This is a genomic window from Arthrobacter globiformis NBRC 12137 (genome assembly GCF_000238915.1).
Taxonomy (GTDB): Bacteria; Actinomycetota; Actinomycetes; order Actinomycetales; family Micrococcaceae; genus Arthrobacter; species Arthrobacter globiformis.
The window spans coordinates 54,396-74,092 of sequence record NZ_BAEG01000008.1 but is presented as its reverse complement, the minus strand read 5'-3'; the positions used below and the strand labels follow the sequence as shown (position 1 = coordinate 74,092).

The following is a 19,697-nucleotide window of genomic DNA, read 5'->3' as shown; positions in this document are numbered from 1 at the left end:
GTGAACAGCCCCTTCGCCGAAGCCATCCTGAACGGTTCGCTCCTGCTCGCCATCCCCGTGGCGCTGCTGGCCGGACTCGTGTCCTTCCTTTCGCCGTGCGTGCTCCCGCTGGTGCCCGGATACCTGGGCTACGTCACGGGCCTCACGGGCGTTGACCTGCAGAAGCAGAAGCGCGGCCGCATGCTGGCGGGCATCGGCCTGTTCGTGCTGGGTTTCTCGGTGATCTTCGTGCTGCTCGGCGGCGCGTTCGGGCAGCTGGGTTCCCTGATCTCCGGCGGGCAGAACGCCTGGATCACGCAGGTCCTGGGTGTCCTGGTGATCCTGATGGGCGTGGTGTTCATGGGCGGCTTCTCCTGGTTCCAGAGGGACGCCAAGATCCACGCGAAACCGCCGGCAGGCCTCTGGGGCGCGCCGCTGCTGGGAATCACGTTCGGCCTCGGCTGGGCACCCTGCATCGGCCCCACCTACTCCGCCGTCCAGCTCCTGAGCCTCTCCGGTGGTTCGTCCGCCGCGAAGGGCGCCTTCCTGGCCTTCGTCTACAGCCTTGGGCTGGGCATCCCGTTCCTGCTGATCGCCCTGGCGGTCCGGCGCGGCGCGGGCGTGATGTCCTTCTTCCGCAAGCACCGGCTGGCCATCCAGCGCACCGGCGGCGGAGTCCTGATTGCCCTGGGCATCCTGATGGCCACGGGTCTGTGGGGCACCTGGGTCACCGAATTGCAGTACTGGTTCCAAACCGATGTGAAGTTGCCGATCTGATGAGCGAGCGTGTGAAGTCAACCGAGAAATCCCCGGCCGAGGACGTCCCGCAGCCCGGGCCTGCCAAAAAGGGCGCCGTGAAGGCTGCCAAGGCCGGGGCCGCCGTTCCGTCCCTCGGCGTCGTGGGCATGCTCCGCTGGGCCTGGACCCAGCTGACCAGCATGCGCACCGCGCTGTTCCTCCTGCTCCTGCTGGCCGTGGCAGCGGTGCCCGGATCCCTGTTCCCGCAGCGCCCCGCCAACCCGTCAGTGGTCACCCAATACATCAAGGACCACCCGGACTACGGCCAGCTGCTGGACTCGCTGCAGCTGTACGACGTCTACTCGTCGGCCTGGTTCTCGGCCATCTACATCCTGCTGTTCATCTCGCTGATCGGCTGCGTGGTGCCGCGCGCCATCGCCCACTACAAGGCCATGCGCTCGCAGCCGCCGCGCACCCCGAAGCGGCTGTCCCGCCTGCCCGAGTACGGCACCCTGGTGGTGCCCGCGGACGCCGGCATCCCGGCGTCGGACGCCATTGAAGACGCAGCGGCGCTGCTGAAGAAACGCGGGTACCGCGTTGAGGTAAGGCACGACGACGGCGCGCGGCCAACTTTGGGGGCCGAGCGCGGCTTCCTGAAGGAAGTGGGAAACCTCGTCTTCCACACCTCGCTGATTGGCGTGCTGGTGTCCGTGGCCGTCGGCGGGCTGTTCGGGTACAGTGGCCAGCGGATCCTGGTGGAGGGTGACACGTTCGTGAACACCCTGGTGGGCTACGACCAGTTCAACCCCGGCACCAACTTCCAGAGCAGCCAGCTCCAGCCTTACTCGATCCAGCTGGACAAGTTCCAAGCCACGTTCGACCGTGAATCCCAGGGCAAGTTCGGCCAGCCCATCGACTTCACGGCGGACGTCACCACCAAGGAAAACCCCGGGGCGCCGGCCAAGAAGGAAGTCCTTAAGGTCAACGACCCCGTCACGCTCGGCGGCACCAGCATCTACCTGACGGGCAACGGCTACGCCCCGGTGGTCACGGTCCGCGACGGCAACGGCAACGTGGCCATGCAGGGCCCCGTGGTGGCCAAGCTGCAGGGCGAAAACTACTACTCCTCCGTGGTGATCAAGGTCCCGGACGCCAAGCCCGACCAGCTGGGCTTCGCCGGATTCTTCCTCCCCACGGCCTTCGTGACCGAGCAGGGCATCTCCTTCAGCGGCGACCCGGACCTCATCAACCCGCAGCTGAGCCTGAACTCCTACTACGGCGACCTGGGCCTGGACAAGGGTTCTCCGCAGAACGTCTTTGAACTCGACGTCAAGAACCTCAAGGAACTCAACGCCCGGAGCCTCAAGGCGGGCGGCATCACCCTGGCTCCCGGCAACACGTACACGCTGCCCGAAGGCAAGGGTTCCATCACGTTCGAGGGCGTGAAGAAGTACGTGGGCGTGGACATCCACCACAATCCCGGGCAGCTGTCCGCCCTCATCTTCGCGCTGCTTGCCGTGGCCGGCCTCATCGTCTCCCTTTACGTGAACCGCCGCCGCGTCTGGGTCCGCACCGGCACCCACGAGGACGGCAGGACCATGGTGGAGTACGGTCTCCTGGCCCGTGGCGAGGATCACCGGCTGGCCGGTGAGGCCGCAACGCTGCGCGGCCTCCTGGCGCAAAAGTGGAACCTGGACGCCGACAACACGGACACTGCACCTTCCAACTCCTCACCAGCAGGCTCGCCTGAGCCGAAGAAGGACCAGTAATGTTTCCCATCAACGAGACCATGGGCCAGTACAGCGAGCTCTTCATGCTGCTTGCGGCCGGCACCTACACCGTCGCCTTCATCGCGTTCGCGTGGGACCTGGCCAGGAGCAGCAAGACCCTGAAGTCGGTTGACCTCAAGGCTGCTGCTGCCGGTACGACGGCGGCTGCGTCCGCCAAGGTGCCGGTGACGGCAGGCGCGTCCGCAGCGGCAGCCACGGCGCGGACCGCGGGCAGCGGTGAGGACCGCCTGTCCGGACCGGCAGACCGTGCCGAGCGGCCGTCGTCGTACGCCTCCGGCACCGCAAACGGCGGCGTCGGGCAGACCGCGGATGACAGCATGCGCTACGGCGAACGCCGCGCACCGGCGCGCGTGGCTGTGGCACTGACCGTCCTGGGTGCCGCGATCCACGCAGCCGCCGTGCTGACCCGCGCGGTGGGCGCCGGCCGTGTGCCGTGGGGCAACATGTACGAGTTCCTCACCACCGGCGCTTTCGTGGCCGTCGCCGTGTTCCTCGTGGTCCTGGTCCGCCGCGACCTGCGCTTCCTCGGCACCTTCGTGGTGGGCCTGGTCATCATCATGCTGGTGGCCGCGTCCGTGGCATTCTGGACGCCCGTCGGCCACCTGGTGCCCGCGCTGCAGAGCTACTGGCTGATCATCCACGTGTCCATCGCCGTGCTGTCCTCCGCCCTGTTCACCCTGACCTTCGCGATGTCCGCGCTGCAGCTGGTCCAGTCGCACCGGCAGAAGACCATCGCGGCCGGGGGCGCGGACAAGCTGGGCTTCATGCGCCTGGTGCCCTCCGCCCTGAGCCTCGAGAACCTGTCCTACCGCATCAACGCGATCGCCTTCATCGGCTGGACCTTCACCCTCATGTTTGGCGCGATTTGGGCGGAGAAGGCCTGGGGCCGGTTCTGGGGCTGGGACACCAAGGAAGTATGGACCTTCGTGATCTGGGTGGTCTATGCCGGCTACCTCCACGCCCGCGCTACCCGCGGCTGGACGGGGACCCGCGCCGCCTGGCTGTCGATCGTGGGCTACCTGTGCGTGGTCTTCAACTTCACCATCGTGAACCAGTTCTTCAACGGCCTGCACTCGTACTCGGGGCTGTAGGGGTTCCGGGGCTTCTGCTCGGCGGGCGCCTTACCTGCGGGGTGCCGTTGATTTACCCAAAAGGGCCGCTCAGGCTCGCCGATTTACCCAAAAAGGCCGCTCAGCTTGCTGCTGGGCGGCCTTTTTTGGCGAACGGCGGAGGGTCAGCGGGCACGTTTCCAGCCGCGGCTTGTCAGGGCCTTGCGCACCTTGGTGACGGCGCTCGGCTCAATGCCCCGGGCGACGGGATCCAGGTCCAACTGCGTCAGGACCACCACGAGCCAGCCGAGGTCGCGCGCATCTTCGTCGCGGAAGATGTCGCTTCTTCGTTGCGCCGGGGTGGCATGGTGGCCGCCGTCGTACTGGATGGCAATCTTGTACTCCTCGTAGGACATATCCGGATCCTGGACCCAGCCGCCGGTCTCATCGAACATGGGGACGTTGATGGCCGGCTCGGGCAGCCCCGCGCCGAGCAGCAGAAGCCGCAGTTCGGTCTCCTTCGGCGAATCGGTGTTTGCGCGCATGAGAGCCCTCGCCTTCATTGCCTGGCGGTAGCCTGGGCGTCCCTGCTTCTCGGCGAGGAAAGCGTCCAGTGCCTCCGGTGTGGAAAGCGGACCCTTGCGGCGAAGAAGGAAATCCCCGGCAATAACCAAGTCCTGCAGGGAGAGGATGCCGGCCAGATCGAACCACGTCCGAAGCGGTGACGTGCAGGCCACGAAACGGCCCTCGCAGATCTCGTCGTCCGGGAGCACAAGCCGGTGGCCGCAGACGTTCTTCCTTCGCACGGCCCGGGCGCCGTCCCGGCTGGTCAGATGGATCACGGCGTGGTCCTCGAAACGGAGGGGCAAAGGGAAGCCCCAGAGCACAGCGGCAGAAAGATGGCTGACGACGGCTCCGGTTGCGAGTGCAAGACCGCGTGCCCGGACCAGGAGGGTAATCTCCACGGCCGCAGGCGCGCGTACCCCGTGGCAGGGGCTCGCCAGGTCGAGGGCCCGCGCTCGTCTCCGGGTCAGGCCGGCCGCCGTGGCCTGGCGGATGGTGAACGGCTGTCCCTGCAGGGCGCGAGGAAGAGGGCGTGGACGCGGCATAGGAGCATTCTGCTGCCCGAATCGGGCCTGCATCCCGTTGTCCACAATTCAGGGCCGGTGTGGAGGAACAGTGGCCGGTGACTGCTCCACCGTGTAGGCATCGTGCTGCTGCGCCGTTTTGCCAAAAAGGGCCGCCCAGATTGCTGCTGGGCGGCCCTTTTTGGTAAATCGGCGCTTGATGTATCGGCGCTTGGTAAATCGGCGCTTGGTAAATCGGCTCTTGCTGGATCGGTGCGGGGTGGCTGCTACTTCGCCTCGGGGTTGCCCTCGGCGTTGGCCTCGCCCGCGGCGCCCGGCTTGTGCGGACCGGGCTCACCCGCAGCCGGTCCGCCGGCACCTGAACTGCCGCTGGCGGTGCCCGGAGCTGCGCCGCTGCTGCCCGTGCCAGTGGCGCCCGTGCCCGCGGCACCCGTCCGGTGCGGGCCGCCGTCGGCCTGGTTCTTCCTCGCAGCGTCATCCGTCAGTTTGCGGAGCCGTTCCGCCTCGGTCTTGCGGCGGCGCTGCTCGAGGTTCCGCAGGAAGTCGGGGTCGTCGTCCGGGGCGGTGGGGTGGCGCTGGTAGACGGGCTGGGCTACGGCCGATGCCCGGGGGCGGCCGATCAGGAACCACAGCGCGGCGCCAATGAGCGGCAGGAGGGCAACCATGATGATCCAGGTTGTTTTGGAAAAACCGCGGGTGAGATGCCTGTCGGTGCGGATGACGTCCACCAGCCCATAGACGTAGATGGCGAGAACGGCGACTGCGAGTGCAACACGAGGCATGCAATCAGTCTAGCCGCCGTGTGCCCCGGCGGAGATTACAGTATGCCCACAGTCATGCGCCAGCAAAACGCCGGACAGGAGCCGCAGATGACGCAGGATACGTTCAGGCAGGACGGCTAAACTTGGATAGTGGCTTTTCTGAAATACTCCCTGATCCGGTTCGCGATCTTCCTGCCCCTGTTTGTGCTGTTCGTCTTCCTGCAGCTGGGGTGGTTTCTGGCCGTGGTCTGCGCGGGGCTGATTTCCTTCGCCATCAGCTACCTCTTTTTCCAGAAGCAGCGCGATGCCGCGACGGCGTCACTGCATGCCCGCTTCTCCGGCCGCGCCAAGCCTATCCGCACCGCCGGGGAGGTCGATGATGCCCTGGCAGAGGACCACCTCGTGGACTCCCACCCGGACGTCACCATCCGCAACGACGCCAAGAAGCGCGAACCCCGCGGCGGGGAAGCCTAGGCCTACAGCCCGCTGCTGAGCACGAGCCCCAGCGAGAACAGCACGGCGTAGCCGAGGTTGATCAGGCCCGTCTGCTTCAGGACCGGGATGAGGCTCTTGCGCTTCCGTCCGTTGATCATGAGCCAGGCCGGCATCAGGCAGGCCGGGATCAGGAGCAGGACGATTAGCATCCACGGCCGCGTGGGAGCCAAGATCACCACCAGCAGGATGGCCACGGCCAGCATCAGCACGTAGCTTTCACGGGCGTGCTTGTCGCCCAGCCGCACCGCCAGTGTCTTCTTCCCCGCCTGGATGTCCGAGGGGATGTCCCTGACGTTGTTGGCCATGAGCAGGGCGCACGCGATGAGTCCCGTCCCGATGGCGCCAATCACGGCAGGCAGGCCGATCTGCCCGGCCTGCGTGTAGGTGGTGCCGAGCGTGGCCACCAGCCCGAAGAACACAAACACGAAGACGTCGCCCAGGCCCATGTAGCCGTACGGGTTCTTTCCCCCGGTGTAGCCCCAGGCGGCCATCACGCAGCCGACGCCCACCAGCAGCAGCCACCACGTCTGGGTGATGACGACCAGGACCAGCCCCACGAGCATCGCCAGGCCGAAGGCACCGAACGCGGCATACTTCACGTGTTCGGGACGGGCAGCACCGGAACCGACCAGCCGCAGGGGCCCGACACGGTTCTCGTCGGTCCCGCGGATCCCGTCCGAGTAGTCGTTGGCATAGTTGACGCCGACCTGCAGCAGGAGCGCCACGAGGGCCGCCAGGACTGCGTTGAGCGGGCGGAAGGAGGCCATCTCATAGGCGGCCGCCGAGCCGATCAGGACAGGGGCGATTGCGGCCGGCAGGGTGCGGAGCCGGGCGCCTTGGATCCATTGTGCGGCTGTTGCCACGGTAAGTACCTCGTGTTGGGTCGGTGATACGTTCAAAAGCGTGTGCGCTGGGCCCGCGGAAGGCGCAGCGGCGCGGCAGGATTACTCTATTTTCCCTGATGCAGCGCATTGAGGCGTTCAATCATGGCCAGCCGGTCCGGCTTGCCGTTGGGCAGCATGATCAGCTGGCCGGCAGGCAGGACTGTTTTGGGAGCCAGCAGCCCGAGCGTGCGGTGCCATTCCTCGGCCCACGCGGCGCCGTCGCGTGCAGCGCCGTCAGCCCCGGACGCGCTCCGGGCGACCGCCACGTAGGCGGCCACTGCCTGGCCCCACTTCGCGGACTCGACGCCGGCCACAAAAGCCGCCGTCACGCCGTCGGACTTTTCCAGCTCAGCCTGCACGTGCGCGGCGGAAACCTTGACGCCGCCGGTGATGATGACGTCGTCGGCGCGGCCCAGTACGGTGAGCCGGCCGTCGGCGTCCAGGGTGCCGAGGTCATTGGTCCGGTACCAGCGGCTGCCGTCCTCCTCGATGAAGGACTCGGCGGTCTGCCGCGGCGCGTCCAGATAGCCGGCCGCGAGCGTGGCCCCGCCCAGGTGGATCCTGCCGTCTTCGGAGAGCCGCACGGATACGCCCTCAAGCGGATAGCCGTCGTACACGCAGCCGCCGCAGGTTTCGGCCGCACCGTAGGTGGTGACCACCCGGAGGCCGGCGTCGCGCGCCGACGTGAGGAGCTCGGCAGAAGCCGGGGCGCCGCCGAGCAGGATGCCGTTGAAGCGGCGCAGCACGGCGAGCGTGTCCGCCGACGGGTCAGCCAGCAGGCGCTGCAGCTGCGTGGGCACCAGCGACGTGAAACGGATGTTGTCCGTCAATTCCAGCGCGGCCGCGGTGAAAGCTTCGGAGGTGAAACCCCCGGACAGGTCCATCGCCCAGGGCCGGGTGCCGGCGAACAGCGACCGGACCAGCACCTGCACGCCGGCGACGTACTGCAGCGGCAGGGCCAGGAGCCACTGCCCTTCGCCCTTGAGCGCGAAGGCGGTGGCCATCGACGACGCCGCCAGGGCGTCCACCGTCAGGACCGTCGCCTTGGGCGTGCCGGTGGACCCCGAGGTCCGGACCACCGCGACAGCGTCCTCGAACCCCAGGGTCCGGACCGGCGTCACCACCGGATCGCCGTCGGGGCCGGCGGAGAGTTCGACGGCGGGGCCCTCACCGTGGAGGGCGGCCGCCAGCGCCTTGAGGGCCGGCTCGATGTTCACTGCGTGCGCCTTGCGTGTGCGGACCTGGGGAGCATGGGATGCCTTCCGACGAGTGCGTGCTTAGAAGTAATACGGGAACCGGGACCAGTCGGGGTCGCGTTTTTGCAGGAAGGCATCCTTGCCCTCCACGGCCTCGTCCGTCATGTATGCCAGCCGGGTGGCTTCGCCGGCGAACACCTGCTGTCCGGCCAGGCCGTCGTCGGCGAGGTTGAAGGCGAACTTCAGCATCCGGATGGCCTGCGGGGACTGCCGGGCGATGTCCGCCGCGTACTCGAGCGCCACCTCCTCGAGGCGCTCGTGGTCAACGGCCTCGTTGACGGCCCCCATCCGAACCATGTCCTCGGCGGAATATTCGCGGGCGAGGAAGAAAATTTCCCGTGCTGACTTCTGGCCGATCTGCCGGGCCAGCAGCGCCGAGCCGTAGCCGGCGTCGAAACTGCCCACCGTGGCATCCGTCTGCTTGAACTTCCCGAACTGGCGCGAGGCGATGGTCAGGTCGGAGACCACGTGCAGGGAGTGCCCGCCGCCGGCCGCCCAGCCGTTGACGACGGCGATGACCACCTTGGGCATGGTCCGCATGAGCCGCTGGACCTCCAGAATGTGGAGCCGCCCCGCGCGGGCCGGGTCGATGGTTTCCTGCGTCTCGCCGTCCGCGTAACGGTAACCGTCGCGGCCGCGGATCCGCTGGTCCCCGCCGGAGCAGAACGAGTGGCCGCCGTCCTTGGGGGAGGGGCCGTTGCCGGTGAGCAGCACGGTGGCCACGTCCGGGGTCATCCGGGCGTGGTCCATGGCGCGGTACAGCTCGTCCACGGTCCCCGGGCGGAAGGCGTTGCGGACCTCCGGCCGGTTGAACGCGATGCGGACGGTGGGCAGATCCCGAACCACCGTGCCGTCGTCGGACCGCTCCACCTGCCGGTGGTAGGTCAGGTCCTGGAAGTCGTCGAAGCCGGACACGGTGCGCCAGCGGGACGGGTCAAAGACGTCCGATACCTTGGCGGGGAATTCGTTGCTCACCGTCCAAGTCTAGTAATCGGCTCAGCTGATGCAGAACTCGTTGCCCTCGGGGTCGGCCATGGTGTGCCATTCGTGGGGCCCCTGGCTGGCGGTCCAGAGAAACGTGGCGCCGCGGGCTTCGAGCTCGGCGCGGACCTCGTCCTTGTCCCGGCCGTCCAGACGCACGTCCCAGTGCACCCGGTTCTTGATGGTCTTCTGCTCCGGCACGGTCTGGAACAGCAGGCGCCGGGCGGGTGCCTTGGCGTCGATTTCCTCGGTGGGCCGGATCGCCGCGCCGTCCTTCCACACCAGCTTGCCGTTGTGCGTCATGGTCTGGTCTTCCGTGGCGAAGCCCTGGCTGATCATGGACCGGATGAAGCCTTCGTCCTGCGGTTCCACGGACCAGTCCAGGGTTTCGGCCCACCAGTCCGCGAGGTCGTGCGGGTGATGGCAGTCGATGGCGATCTGAATGTTGAGTCCCATGGCACCAAACTACGACGGCGGCGCCGCCTCCGGATAGGGGGGCTGGCCGGGTCGGCAGGGCCTGCGGCGACTCTAGCCCTGGGCCCGCTGCAGCTGATCCAGGAGTTCCGGCGGGATGGTGTACAGGAAAATCACGGCGAGCAGGTTCTTGGTGGCGTGGACGAAATAGGCGAACATCAGGTTCCGCCCTGTCCACATATAGACAAACACCAGGGTGCCGCCCATGGCCAGATACGGCATGAGCGCGGGGAGGGTGAGGGCTTCCTGCCCCACGATGTGCAGGGCGGCGAAGAGAAGCACAGAAAGCCCGCAGCAGATCCAGATGTTGACCCGCCTGCTCAGCTTCCCGATCAGCAGGTGCCGGAACACGTACTCTTCGACGAACGGTCCCACCACGACAATCAGCGGCACCATCAGCCAGGCCGGAACCTGCCGCATGAGCGCCTGCAGCCCGGCCTGGTTGGCGGACGTCTCGGTGGTCCCGCCCACCGCCACCAGGATGGCGGTGATAATCATCATGGCGACGACGGCGAGGGGCACCATCACGAGCGTGAACCATGGCCGCGTGGCAAGCACCCTGAGGTCCCGGGCCACCACCCCGCGGGCGGCAAACAGCGCCAGCGCGCCGACGCAGCCGTAGAACAGGAGGTTCACGCTGTAGGACGCGACGGCCGGGGTCGGGGCGAGCGCCCGGAGCAGCGGCAGGAGCAGTTCCCCGGCCAGCGCGAAGAAGGCGGCAACGGCAACATAAAGCCCCACGGCGGTGAGGTCCAGCGGCGAAAACCGGTAGAGATCCGGCCGCGGAGCAGGGAGCATGCGTCTGGTATTCACCATGCTTCCAGCGTAGTGCGCCAGGACCCGCGCGGACGGACGGTTCGGGCCCCGTGCAGTTCTGCCCGTTACTGCCGCCGCGTTGCAGGGACCGAATCGCCGCCGGTAGAATATTCGGTATGCCTAACTTTTGGTTTCGGTGCGCCAAAGAAGTCCGCCGAACTCTTGCCCTATGGAGTGCAGAGAAGCGCTCCGCTTCCATCCTGCCCAAAATCCGCAGCACCGGGTCATCCGGCCCAGCTGCAAGGAACCGCGGCAGGGGAGTGGCCGCCGTCGTTCTTCTTTGCCTGGCTTTGACCGCGTGCGGCGGGAACGCCAGCGGCAACGGCAGCGACGGCCGGCCTGTGGTGCTGACGACTTTCACCGTGCTGGCCGACGTGGCCAGGAACGTGGCAGGGGACAAACTCCAGGTGGAATCCATCACCAAGGCCGGCGCAGAGATCCACGGCTATGAACCCACTCCGGGCGACATCAGGAAGGCCGCGCAGGCTGACCTGATCCTGGACAACGGGCTCAACCTCGAAGCCTGGTTCGGGCAGTTCGTGGAGGGCCTGGACGTGCCGCACGCCGTGGTGAGTGAGGGCGTGGAGGTGATGTCCATCGCCGAGGACTCGTACCAGGGCAAGCCAAACCCGCACGCCTGGATGTCGCCGGTCAACGTGCAGATCTATGTGGACAACATGGTGAAGGCCTTCTCCGAACTGGACCCCCAGAATGCCGCGGCTTTCGAGGCCAACGGCAAGGCCTACAAAGCCAAGCTGCAGGCTGTGCAGGATCAGATGAAAGCCAAGCTCGCCGCCGTGCCCAAGAACCAGCGCGCGCTGGTGACCTGCGAAGGCGCCTTCTCCTATCTGACCCGCGACGCAGGCCTCGATGAGGTGTACATCTGGGCAGTCAACGCCGAGCAGCAGGCCACGCCCCAGCAGATCACCGAGGCGATCGGCTACGTCCGGGCCAACAAGGTGCCCGCCGTCTTCTGCGAGTCGACCGTCTCTGACGCCCCGATGCGGCAGGTTGTGGAGGCCACGGGCGCCAAGTTCGGCGGCGTACTGTACGTGGACTCCCTCTCCGAGACGGACGGGCCGGTGCCCACGTACCTGGACCTCATCCGGCACGACTCCCAGCTGATCACCGCAGCCCTGTCAGGTGCGGGATCATGAGCGCCTTCACAGCCCACCGCGACGCCGAAGCCGCACAGGCACGGCCGCACCCAGCCATCCAGGTAGAGAACGTCACGGTGCACTACGGTGAGGTCCTTGCCCTGGATGCCGCCTCACTGGTCCTGGAGCACTCTCGGATCTGCGGGCTGGTGGGCATGAACGGGTCCGGCAAGTCCACCCTCTTCAAGGCCATCATGGGCATGATCAGGCCAGACGCCGGCCGCGTACTGATCAACGGGGCGCCGCCCGCCAAGGCACGCAAGGAAGGCGGCATCGGCTACGTGCCGCAGAGCGAGGACGTGGACTGGCAGTTTCCGCTCTCCGTCCGCGACGTTGTGATGATGGGCCGCTACGGGCGCCAAGGATTCACGCGCCGCCCCTCGAAAGCGGACCGGGCCGCCGTCGACGACGCGCTCGAGCGGGTGGAACTTTCCGACTTCGCGGGCCGGCAGATCGGCCAGCTCTCCGGCGGCCAGAAAAAAACGCGCCTTCGTGGCACGGGGCATCGCGCAGGGAGCCACCATGATGCTCCTGGACGAGCCGTTTGCCGGCGTCGACAAGCGCTCGGAGGCCACCATCACGCGGCTGCTGCGTGAGCTCGCCACGGACGGCTGCACCATCCTCATCTCCACGCACGACCTCCATGCCCTGCCGCAGCTGTGCGACGAGGCAGTGCTGCTCATGCGCAAGGTGCTCATGCACGGGGCCCCGGAAGTGGTGCTGCAGCCGGAGAACCTGGCCATGGCGTTCGGGCTGGACGTCCTGAACCGGAACGGGGACCCCAACCACGGCCCCGGTGCCGGACAACGCAACGGACAGCGCAACGATGAGACGGGGAGCTAAGCCATGGATCCGGTCAGTCTCCTGCTCGAACCCCTCGGCTACGACTTCATGGTCCGCGCCATCCTCACGACGGCGCTCGCTGCCGTGGTCTGCGCCGTCCTGAGCTGCTGGCTGGTGCTCATCGGCTGGTCCCTGATGGGCGACGCCGTCTCGCACGCGGTGCTTCCCGGTGTTGTGCTGGCCTACATCGTGGGCGCGCCGTTCGCCCTGGGGGCCCTGGTGTTTGCACTGGTCGCCGTGACCCTCATCGGGGTGGTCCGGAACACGAGCCGCGTGAAGGAGGACGCCGCCATCGGCATTGTCTTCACGTCCCTCTTCGCCCTCGGCCTGGTGCTGATCTCGGTGACGCCCAGCCAGACCGACCTCAACCACATCATCTTCGGCAACCTGCTGGGTGTCAGTGTTCCGGACCTCATCCAGGTGCTCGTGCTGGGCGTGGTGGCGTTTGCCATCCTCATCCTGAAGCGCCGCGACCTCACGCTTTACGCCTTCGACCCCACCCATGCCCACGCGATCGGGCTTTCGCCGCGAAGGCTTGGAGCACTGCTGCTGGGGCTGCTGGCGCTGACCTCCGTGGTGGCGCTGCAGACGGTGGGCGTGGTGCTGGTGGTGGCCATGCTCATCATCCCGGGCTCCACCGCCTACCTGCTGACGGACCGGTTCTCCCGGATGCTGGTGATCGCTCCTGTAATCTCCGCAGCATGCTCGATCGCCGGCATCTACCTCAGCTACTACCTGGACACCGCGTCCGGCGCCATGGTGGTCCTCACCCAGGGGGCGGTGTTCGCCGTCGTCTATTTGATCAGCCCCCGGCAGGGGCTGATCGGCACCCGGCTGGCCAAGGCCCGCCGTCGGAAGGCTGCCGCCCTCGCCGCGTAGCGCCGGAGGGGAAGTCCGACGGCGGCGCGAACCTTGACGGGGCCGCCCGCCGCCGGGCAGGCTTGACCCATGAAGTCCTAAATCCCGGCGCCGGCATCGTCCGGCGTTGACATGGCCACAGACAAGGCCCCGTAGAGCGTTCACTGAGCTCCGGGGCCGCCCTTTGGATTGCGAGGACTTCCATGACTGAACCACACTTCCGCGCCGAGCAGCTGCACCTGTCCGGCGTCACCCACGGCTACGGGGACCGCGAACTCTTCACGGGCGTCGAACTGGTGATCGCCGCGGGGGAGCACGCCGCTGTGGTGGGTGAGAACGGCGCCGGCAAGTCCACCCTGCTGCGGATCCTGGCGGGTATCGAGGCGCCCGCGGAAGGCACGGCCCAGCGGCATGGCCGGGTGGGCTATCTGGCGCAGACATCCGGACTCTCCGCCAGGCTGACAGTGGCGGACGCCATTGACGAGGCGCTCCGCGCACTGCGCGAGATGGAAGCCGAGCTGGAACGGCTGGAGGACGGCCTGGCGGGGGCCGGGCCCGCCGAGCTCGAGGCTTACGGGAACCTGCAGACCCAGTACCAGCTGCGCGAGGGATACGCCGCGGAATCCCGTGTGGAGGCGGCGCTGGACAGGCTTGGCCTGGGCGGCGTGGACCGCGGCCGGACGCTGGGGTCGCTGTCCGGCGGGGAACAGGAGCGCGTGGCGCTGGCGTGCCTGCTGGCCGATCCCGCCGACATCCTGCTCCTGGACGAGCCCACGAACCACCTGGACGCCAGCGGAACAGCCTGGCTCGAGGGCCGTCTCGCAGCGCACCGGGGAGTTGTGGTGGTGGTTTCACACGACCGCGTGCTGCTGCGGAAGGTCGCCACCGCCGTCATCGAGGTCGACGCCGAGCGCCGCACGGTGAACCGCTACGGCAACGGCTACGACGGCTACCTGAAGGAGAAGCGGGCAGAACGCCAGCGCTGGGTGCAGCAGTACCACGGCTGGCTCGACGCCATGGATGCGGAACGGCGGCAGGCGGACACCGTGGCGGGGCGGATGGGCTACGCGCGCCGGCGGGACAACGACAAGGCGGCCTTCGACTACAAGACCGGAACCTGGGAGCGCGCCGCTGCCAGCAAAATCCGCAATGCACAGGAGAGGCTGCGCCGTCTGGAGGACAACCCCGTGGAGCGCCCGCCGGAACGCCTGAAGCTCGACGCCGGGTTGCACAGCGGGCTCGACGGCGGGAGTTCCGGGAGCGGACACCCTGAAGCCGCCGATGGGGTCCTGCATGCCCGCAACACACGGGTGCCTGGCCGGCTCGACGTGCCCGAGTTCCGTCTGGACCGCGGGCAGAAAATCCTCATCACCGGGCCCAACGGTGCCGGGAAGTCCACGCTGCTCTCCGTTTTGGCCGGCACCCTCGAACCGGCCTCGGGCCGGGTGGTGCGCCACGGCCGGATCGGCTATCTGCAGCAGGAGCTGGAGCTGCCCGAACATCCGGCCCTGCGGTTGCTGCCGGCCTTTGCCGCCGGACTCGGCGGGAACATCGACGACCACGCGGAAGCGCTCCTGCGGCTGGGCCTCTTCCGCACCAGCGAATTCCAGGTTCCGGTGGGCGCCCTCTCGGCAGGCCAGCAGCGCAGGCTGGCACTCGCCCGGCTGCTGCTGGGACACAAGGACGTCATGCTCCTGGACGAACCCAGCAATCATTTGGCACCCGCGCTCGTGGAGGAGCTGGAATCGGCGCTCGCGGACTTCGACGGAACTGTGGTGATGGTCAGCCATGACCGGGCCCTGGGCGGGTGGTTTGACGGCTGCGCGGACCGGTCCCGTGGCCGGGCGGGCGAGGGCGCTTCCGGGAGATGGCTCAGGTACACGATGGCGGACGGCATGCTGGAAAAGGTGGCGCTGCCCGCCTGAGCAACCAGAAAACCCAGGCCCGGCGGGTTGCCGGGCCTGGGTTTTCGCACCGCCTGCGTGCAGCGCCGCCGGGGTTTTCGGACCGCCTGGGTGCCGCGCCGCAAACGGCAGCGGGGGACCGGAAAGCTACCGGAACAGAGCGCTGTAGGTTCCCATGATGATCCGGTCGCCGGGCCTGGACTTCCTGATGTAATCCACCACGGCCCAGTCGTCCAGCGAGATGCAGCCCGCCGTCGGGACCTTGTTCATGTGCAGGAAGATGGCGAATCCGGCGTCCTGCACGATGGAGGGACGGTTGTAGTTGATCACCACGCCCTGGCGGTAGTCATGCGTGGCGCGCGTGGCGAAGTACCACATGTTCTCGTCCCAGCCCACCCACGATGAGGACTCGAAGTACTTGTTGTACGTCGCCGTCCACGGGTTGCCGCCCCAGCGGGAGCGGGGGTTCAGCGTGCGGTAGGGGAGCTTCGTTCCCGGGTTGCCCAGGCCGAAGGCCTCCGTCACCGAGTACGAGCCCGTGGGCGAGTACAGGTAGCGCGTGGGGCCCGAGGGGACACCCGGAGCCTTGAAGCCGGAGGCGCCAACATAGCCGTCGGTCCGCCAGTCCTGGACGTACGTTCCGGCCATCCGGACGCAGTAGACGTTGGTGGCATACGACCGGCCGTAGCCCTGCGTAAACGTCAGCAGCACCCGGTTGGCGCCGTAGGTTGAGTACCTGGACCGCCCGTTGTTCAGCTTCTGGCATTCGGTGATTCCGTAAGCTCGCGTGCCGGCAGCCTTCGCGTAGCCGATGAAGCCGCGCTGGAACGACTGGATGCACTGGTCGCCGGCGCACCGTTCGTTTGACGTCGGGTAGCCCAGCCAGCCATCCGCCCCGCCGTTGGTGGCATACCGCTGGGCGATGCCCGCCCGGACGATCCAGGCCGGGGTCAGCGGAGACCAGTAGATGGTGCCGCCCTGGAACCGCTGGATACACCCGCCGGCGGCCTGCCCGCAGGCCTCGTTGGCCACGGGATAGCCCAGGGAGCTGCGGTTGCCGCCGGTCAGGATGTACCGGGTGCCGATGCCGCCGCGCGTGATCCAGGCGCCTGTGGCGGGCGACCAGTAGATGCTGCCGCCCTGGAACCGTTGGAGGCAGCCGCCCGCCACCTGGCCGCAGGCTTCCGTGGTGGTGGGGTAGCCCAGGACGCCGTTCTGCGCGCCGGCGGCACGCCAGCGGGAGCCGATGCCGCCGCGGATCACCTGGCCTCCGGTCTGCGGCGACCAGTAGATGGTGCCGCGGTCGAAGACCTGCGAACAGCCCCCGTTTCTCAGCCCGCAGGTTTCTCCTGCGGACGGCAGGCCCAGCACGGTCTCCGCGCCGGAGGCTGCCCAACGGCTGCCGATGCCCGTCCCGGTGGAGAAGCTGAGGAACCGGGTGCCGGTCCAGATGATCACCTTGCCGGTGGAGAATTTCTGCAGGGACCGTGATCCGAGAACGATTTCGTCGCCGATGGGATAGCCGAAGGCTGCCAGGCCGCCGCCGGCCGTCCACTGCGGGCCGGTTCGCCCGGAGGCCAGCAGGACCGGATGCGCTCCCGACTTGGTTGTCCAGTAGATCGAACCGCCCGTGAAGGTCTGCACGCAGAGTCCCGCCGCGCATTGCTCGTTCGACGTCGGCTCGCCGAGCACGCCGCCGGCCCCGCCAAGGCTCCGCCACTTGGCCCCGATGCCGCCTGCGGTGACAAATTCCGGGTCCGGGTCGGGGTCTGGCGCCGGATCGGTATCGGCCGGATCAGCCACGGAGGGATCTGTTACGGAGGGATCGGTGACGGCGGGGTCCGTTACGAGCGGGTACGACGGCGGCTCCGGCGCCGCCGGCTCCGTCACCGGATCTGTGGCCGGGTCAGTCACTGCTTCCGTTGCCGGGTCGGTCGCTTGACCCGTGGCGGGGTCGGTCGCCGGTTCGGAAGCAGGAGTCGTGCCAGGGTCGGTCTCCGCGGCGGCCGTGGTTCCGGCTGCGGGAGTGGAAGAGCCGGTCGACTGGACGGACGGCGGAGTCTCGGAACCGACGGCGAGGGCAGGAGAGGACGCGAGTGGTCCGGCCGCCAGGCTCAGGAGCAGGGCAGCCGCAAGTATTGGTTTTTTCACGAAGCATCCTCCACCGACACAACCGGTTCGCACGTGCCGGTCTGGCCCGTGGTCTTGGCGAAGTTCTCTGCAGACACTTCAGCCGATTTCCCTGCCTGGACCGTTTCCGTGATCAGGGCGTGGCCCTGGACAGCGGCGCCGACGGTGACAGCAATTGCCACGGTGTACTTCTTGGCTTTGTCCGAGGAGTTGACCAGGGTTCCCTTGAACGTCCACTGGCCGTCCGGACTGGCCGCGCAGGTGTGCTCTTGCAGGGCGTCGATCGCGTTCAGTGATGTGGACACGTCGGTGGGGAGAGAAGGGGCCGTCGTAGGTGGTGAGGATTCCGACGGCGGCTGGGACACCGCCGTCGTACTGGTTGTTGATGGTGAAGCGCTGGGGCCGGATCCGGCAGGGTCTGAGCCCCCGCCGGAACACCCCGCAGCTGCCAGCAGCAAGGCCGCAGGCAGCAGCAGTGCTCTCTTTCTCATAGTCCCCCCTGAAAAATGGCGCGAGTGCCGGCGTCCGCATGAGACGGTGCGGACACCATGGCCGGGAACGAATCCCCGGCCATGGTGCTCAGAGTAGCCCCAATCCGGGCCTCAAAGGGAGCCTTTTGTCCATTCGCGTTACTGTTTCGCAACGCGGCGCGGGGACCCCCGCGGCGATCCCGTTAACCCGCGCAAAACCCGGGCCTGACCTGCGCAATGTTGCCCGCGTCACTGAGTGGACCGGAAATCTTGTACGATGGATGGGCCGTGCGAACCTTCGATGCTCCACGAGTTTTTGTACGCATACGGTCCCCAGGAGGGGCCTGAAGTCGAATTATCTGTACAAAAACTCCAGGTTCCGGAACCGGCAGTGCCCCATCCAAGGCAACCCCCGACCCTACAAGGAACAGTTGTGCCTCAAAGTACCCCCACAGAACTTATGAGCCCGACGGCTCCATCCGCCGCCGTCGACTCGACCCTCAGCGCCGAGGGCTACAAGAAGACCCTGAGCCGGCGCCACGTCACGATGATCGCGATGGGCGGCGCCATCGGCGTCGGCCTTTTCATGGGAGCCGGCGGCCGGCTGGCCTCCACCGGACCTGCGCTGATCTTCTCCTACGCCATCGCCGGCGTCATCGCCTACCTGCTGATGCGCGCCCTCGGTGAGCTCATCATGTACCGCCAGACCTCCGGTTCCTTCGTGAGCTACGCCGGCGAACTGTTCGGCAAGAAGGGCGCCTACCTGTCCGGCTGGATGTACTTCATCAACTGGGCCATGACCGGCATCGCCGAGCTGATCGCGATCGGCCTCTACTTCCAGTTCTTCTTCCCCAACGTCCCCGTGGAGCTCTCCGCCATCGCAGCACTGGTGCTGCTGGTGGCCGTGAACCTGCTCAGCGTCAAGGCATTCGGCGAATTCGAGTTCTGGGCGTCCTGCCTCAAGGTCGGTGCCATCGTGATCTTCCTGGCCGTGGGCACCTTCATGGTGGTCACCAACGCCAAGGTGGGCGCCGGGCACGCGTCGCCGGTCAACCTCTTCGCCGGCGACGGCGGCATGTTCCCCAAGGGCGCCCTCGTGATGATCCTGGTGCTCAACGCCGTCATCTTCGCCTACAACGCCATCGAACTCGTGGGCATCACCGCCGGTGAGATGGAAAACCCGGAACGCGAAGTGCCCAAGGCGATCCGCGCCGTCGTGCTCCGCATCGTGGTGTTCTACGTCGGCTCCGTGACCCTGCTGGCCATGCTGCTGCCCTCAGACCAGTACAAGGCCGGCACCTCGCCGTTCGTCACCGTCTTCGGACAGATGGGCCTGCCGTGGATGGGCGACGTCATGAACATGATCGTGATCACCGCCGCGCTGTCCTCCTGCAACTCCGGCCTGTACTCGATCGGCCGGATCTTCCGCACCATGGCCAACAACGGCCACGCCCCGCAGTGGCTGACCAAGATGTCCAGCCGCCACGTGCCCTACGCCGCCATCCTGGCCATCGCCACCGTATACCTCGTGGGCATCCTGCTCAACATCTGGCTGGGCGGCTCACATGCGTTCGACCTCGCCCTGAACACCGCGTCGATCGGCGTCATCTTCACCTGGGGCTCCATCTTTGCCAGCCAGATCGCGCTGCGCAAGAAGAAGGGCAACGTCTCCAGCCTGCCGATGCCCGGTTCGCCGTGGACCAGCTGGGCCGGACTCATTGCCCTGCTGGCCATCACCGCGCTCATCGGCTTCGACACCATGACTGACAAGGCCACCGGCGAGGTCTACCTGCTGGGCCTCTGGACGCTGGCCAGCATCCCGTTCTTCGCCGTGGTGCTGTGGCTGGGCTGGCAGAAGGTCAAGAACAACGAGCCGAAGAGTGAGCTCTTCAGTTAGCTTTCTGTTTGACCACGACTTTTGATCACGACGGCGGGCCCTCCTTTCCGGAGGCGCCCGCCGTCGTCGTTCCTGCATCGGTTGCTCTGTAAGTGCCCTTCTGAGTGTTCAAAAGGGCACTTACGGA

General features: G+C 67.2%; 17 protein-coding genes and 1 pseudogene. 9 read left to right on the top strand and 9 right to left on the bottom strand.

The features are described 5' to 3' along the window. The 3 genes from ARGLB_RS00630 to ccsB are packed head-to-tail and all read left to right on the top strand — an operon-like array spanning nucleotide 1 to nucleotide 3,598. Nucleotides 1–756: a cytochrome c biogenesis CcdA family protein gene (locus ARGLB_RS00630; RefSeq protein WP_003797737.1), complete on the top strand. Its 756-nt coding sequence runs from the start codon at nucleotides 1–3 to the stop codon at nucleotides 754–756. Continuing rightward, on the top strand, nucleotides 756–2,486 hold the full coding sequence (resB, locus tag ARGLB_RS00625; protein WP_003797734.1) for a cytochrome c biogenesis protein ResB: 1,731 nt from the start codon (nucleotides 756–758) through the stop codon (nucleotides 2,484–2,486). The genes ARGLB_RS00630 and resB overlap by 1 nt, the downstream gene beginning before the upstream one ends. Next, nucleotides 2,486–3,598: a c-type cytochrome biogenesis protein CcsB gene (ccsB, locus tag ARGLB_RS00620; RefSeq protein WP_003797732.1), complete on the top strand. Its 1,113-nt coding sequence runs from the start codon at nucleotides 2,486–2,488 to the stop codon at nucleotides 3,596–3,598. The genes resB and ccsB overlap by 1 nt, the downstream gene beginning before the upstream one ends. Nucleotides 3,599–3,741: 143 nt before the next feature. Here the strand turns inward: ccsB and ARGLB_RS00615 are convergent, their stop codons facing one another. Together ARGLB_RS00615 and ARGLB_RS00610 are read right to left on the bottom strand one after the other, a co-directional pair. Beyond that, a complete protein-coding gene (locus ARGLB_RS00615; protein ID WP_003797730.1) occupies nucleotides 3,742–4,665 on the bottom strand; it encodes a PDDEXK family nuclease in 924 nt (307 codons plus the stop codon). Nucleotides 4,666–4,910: 245 nt separating this feature from the next. Then, nucleotides 4,911–5,426 carry a PLD nuclease N-terminal domain-containing protein gene (locus tag ARGLB_RS00610; protein WP_003797729.1) on the bottom strand — a complete coding sequence of 172 codons (516 nt, stop codon included), beginning with the start codon at nucleotides 5,424–5,426 and terminating at the stop codon, nucleotides 4,911–4,913. A 129-nt stretch (nucleotides 5,427–5,555) separates the two neighbouring features. Between ARGLB_RS00610 and ARGLB_RS00605 the strand changes: the two genes are divergently transcribed. Beyond that, nucleotides 5,556–5,879, top strand: a complete 324-nt coding sequence (locus ARGLB_RS00605; protein WP_003797726.1) for a DUF4229 domain-containing protein — start codon at nucleotides 5,556–5,558, stop codon at nucleotides 5,877–5,879. 2 nt (nucleotides 5,880–5,881) lie between these two features. Here the strand turns inward: ARGLB_RS00605 and ARGLB_RS00600 are convergent, their stop codons facing one another. The 5 genes from ARGLB_RS00600 to ARGLB_RS00580 form a co-directional block, all read right to left on the bottom strand. Beyond that, nucleotides 5,882–6,763, bottom strand: a complete 882-nt coding sequence (locus ARGLB_RS00600) for a 1,4-dihydroxy-2-naphthoate polyprenyltransferase (protein ID WP_003797723.1) — start codon at nucleotides 6,761–6,763, stop codon at nucleotides 5,882–5,884. A gap of 86 nt (nucleotides 6,764–6,849) precedes the next feature. Beyond that, on the bottom strand, nucleotides 6,850–8,001 hold the full coding sequence (locus ARGLB_RS00595) for an AMP-binding protein (RefSeq protein WP_003797720.1): 1,152 nt from the start codon (nucleotides 7,999–8,001) through the stop codon (nucleotides 6,850–6,852). A 60-nt stretch (nucleotides 8,002–8,061) separates the two neighbouring features. Continuing rightward, nucleotides 8,062–9,015: a 1,4-dihydroxy-2-naphthoyl-CoA synthase gene (locus tag ARGLB_RS00590; RefSeq protein ID WP_003797717.1), complete on the bottom strand. Its 954-nt coding sequence runs from the start codon at nucleotides 9,013–9,015 to the stop codon at nucleotides 8,062–8,064. Nucleotides 9,016–9,036: 21 nt separating this feature from the next. Further along, nucleotides 9,037–9,477, bottom strand: a complete 441-nt coding sequence (locus tag ARGLB_RS00585) for a VOC family protein (RefSeq protein WP_003797715.1) — start codon at nucleotides 9,475–9,477, stop codon at nucleotides 9,037–9,039. Nucleotides 9,478–9,549: 72 nt separating this feature from the next. Next, a complete protein-coding gene (locus ARGLB_RS00580) occupies nucleotides 9,550–10,311 on the bottom strand; it encodes a CPBP family intramembrane glutamic endopeptidase (RefSeq protein WP_043417559.1) in 762 nt (253 codons plus the stop codon). Between the two features lie 116 nt (nucleotides 10,312–10,427). Here ARGLB_RS00580 and ARGLB_RS00575 point away from each other — a divergent pair, with 116 nt between their 5' ends. The 4 genes and pseudogenes from ARGLB_RS00575 to ARGLB_RS00560 all read left to right on the top strand — a co-directional run bounded on the left by ARGLB_RS00575 (nucleotide 10,428) and on the right by ARGLB_RS00560 (nucleotide 15,094). Next, a complete protein-coding gene (locus tag ARGLB_RS00575) occupies nucleotides 10,428–11,468 on the top strand; it encodes a metal ABC transporter substrate-binding protein (RefSeq protein ID WP_083839570.1) in 1,041 nt (346 codons plus the stop codon). Beyond that, nucleotides 11,465–12,311: pseudogene (locus tag ARGLB_RS00570) on the top strand (metal ABC transporter ATP-binding protein). The gene ARGLB_RS00575 and the pseudogene ARGLB_RS00570 overlap by 4 nt, the downstream one beginning before the upstream one ends. 3 nt (nucleotides 12,312–12,314) lie before the next feature. Next, nucleotides 12,315–13,190, top strand: coding sequence for a metal ABC transporter permease (locus ARGLB_RS00565; RefSeq protein WP_003797704.1), 876 nt, complete (start codon nucleotides 12,315–12,317; stop codon nucleotides 13,188–13,190). A gap of 182 nt (nucleotides 13,191–13,372) precedes the next feature. Continuing rightward, on the top strand, nucleotides 13,373–15,094 hold the full coding sequence (locus ARGLB_RS00560; RefSeq protein WP_003797701.1) for an ABC-F family ATP-binding cassette domain-containing protein: 1,722 nt from the start codon (nucleotides 13,373–13,375) through the stop codon (nucleotides 15,092–15,094). Between the two features lie 126 nt (nucleotides 15,095–15,220). On the opposite strand, the gene ARGLB_RS22325 is transcribed toward ARGLB_RS00560, so the two are convergent. Beyond that, nucleotides 15,221–17,224, bottom strand: a complete 2,004-nt coding sequence (locus ARGLB_RS22325) for a hypothetical protein (protein WP_003797700.1) — start codon at nucleotides 17,222–17,224, stop codon at nucleotides 15,221–15,223. Beyond that, nucleotides 17,221–17,508, bottom strand: coding sequence for a hypothetical protein (locus ARGLB_RS00550; protein WP_043417558.1), 288 nt, complete (start codon nucleotides 17,506–17,508; stop codon nucleotides 17,221–17,223). Before ARGLB_RS00550 ends, ARGLB_RS22325 begins: the two co-directional genes overlap by 4 nt. Before the next feature lie 598 nt (nucleotides 17,509–18,106). Here ARGLB_RS00550 and ARGLB_RS00545 point away from each other — a divergent pair. Further along, a complete protein-coding gene (locus tag ARGLB_RS00545; protein WP_003797696.1) occupies nucleotides 18,107–19,570 on the top strand; it encodes an amino acid permease in 1,464 nt (487 codons plus the stop codon). Nucleotides 19,571–19,697 lie beyond the last annotated feature (127 nt).

Bases quoted from the DNA above. Each gene is read 5' to 3' on its own strand.
- resB (WP_003797734.1), top strand. From the start codon at position 756: ATGAGCGAGCGTGTGAAGTCAACCGAGAAATCCCCGGCCGAGGACGTC.
- ccsB (WP_003797732.1), top strand. From the start codon at position 2,486: ATGTTTCCCATCAACGAGACCATGGGCCAGTACAGCGAGCTCTTCATG.
- ARGLB_RS00615 (WP_003797730.1), bottom strand. From the start codon at position 4,665: ATGCCGCGTCCACGCCCTCTTCCTCGCGCCCTGCAGGGACAGCCGTTC.
- ARGLB_RS00610 (WP_003797729.1), bottom strand. From the start codon at position 5,426: ATGCCTCGTGTTGCACTCGCAGTCGCCGTTCTCGCCATCTACGTCTAT.
- ARGLB_RS00585 (WP_003797715.1), bottom strand. From the start codon at position 9,477: ATGGGACTCAACATTCAGATCGCCATCGACTGCCATCACCCGCACGAC.
- ARGLB_RS00580 (WP_043417559.1), bottom strand. From the start codon at position 10,311: ATGGTGAATACCAGACGCATGCTCCCTGCTCCGCGGCCGGATCTCTAC.
- ARGLB_RS00575 (WP_083839570.1), top strand. From the start codon at position 10,428: ATGCCTAACTTTTGGTTTCGGTGCGCCAAAGAAGTCCGCCGAACTCTT.
- ARGLB_RS00565 (WP_003797704.1), top strand. From the start codon at position 12,315: ATGGATCCGGTCAGTCTCCTGCTCGAACCCCTCGGCTACGACTTCATG.
- ARGLB_RS00560 (WP_003797701.1), top strand. From the start codon at position 13,373: ATGACTGAACCACACTTCCGCGCCGAGCAGCTGCACCTGTCCGGCGTC.